Source organism: Vibrio sp. 1249-1 (assembly GCF_033340495.1).
Genome location: NZ_JAWOWJ010000385.1, coordinates 1 through 792, shown reverse-complemented (window position 1 = coordinate 792; position 792 = coordinate 1). Strand labels below are relative to the sequence as shown.

Annotated in this window: 3 tRNA genes; all 3 read left to right on the top strand. The window is 43.2% G+C overall.

Annotated elements, in window-relative coordinates:
* Nucleotides 1-127 precede the first annotated feature (127 nt).
* The 3 genes from R7Z50_RS26530 (at nucleotide 128) to R7Z50_RS26520 (ending at nucleotide 385) form a co-directional block, all read left to right on the top strand.
* Nucleotides 128-203 (top strand) — tRNA-Glu (locus R7Z50_RS26530).
* A 2-nt stretch (nucleotides 204-205) separates the two neighbouring features.
* Nucleotides 206-281, top strand: a tRNA-Lys gene (locus R7Z50_RS26525).
* A gap of 28 nt (nucleotides 282-309) precedes the next feature.
* Nucleotides 310-385: transfer RNA gene (locus tag R7Z50_RS26520), tRNA-Val, on the top strand.
* The last annotated feature ends 407 nt before the right edge of the window (nucleotides 386-792 follow it).

Genomic DNA, 792 nt, shown 5'->3' with positions numbered 1-792 from the left:
GTAGCGCTAGGGGAACCTGGCGCTGGATCACCTCCTTAAACGATGATTATTGCGATGAGTGTTCACACAGATTGATACGGTTTATGAAGTTTAAGAGATAGAACATCCCCCAAGATGTTCACTTAGTGTCCCGTTCGTCTAGAGGCCTAGGACACCGCCCTTTCACGGCGGTAACAGGGGTTCGACTCCCCTACGGGATACCATTGGGTCGTTAGCTCAGTTGGTAGAGCAGTTGACTTTTAATCAATTGGTCGCAGGTTCGAATCCTGCACGACCCACCATTTCCTTCCACGGAAATCAAAACAATGTGGGCGATTAGCTCAGTTGGGAGAGCACCTGCCTTACAAGCAGGGGGTCACTGGTTCGAGCCCGGTATCGCCCACCATTCTCTAAGTATTTTTGGAATAAAACGTCCAAACCAGAACAAGCAATTGATACTGGTTGGTATTTTTGACTCTGAAAGTCTTTAGAAAATGTAACTTCCTTGTGAAGAAACATAGCTCTTTAACAATTTGGAAAGCTGACAAAACAACAATTTATTGTTGTTTGTAAAGTTCTCAATGTTTATCGAAAGATAAACACCAAAAAACACATTCAAGTGTTCTTGGCTTTTTGTTTTCATTTTTTCTAAAAATGAAGGTAAAGAGATGAGTCCGGCAAAATCGAATGTCTCTCGCTCATTCAAATAATGAGAGACAACTTTGGTGATTTGAACATCAACTCGAAACTCCTTCGGGTTGTATGGTTAAGTGACTAAGCGTACACGGTGGATGCCTTGGCAGTCAGAGGCGA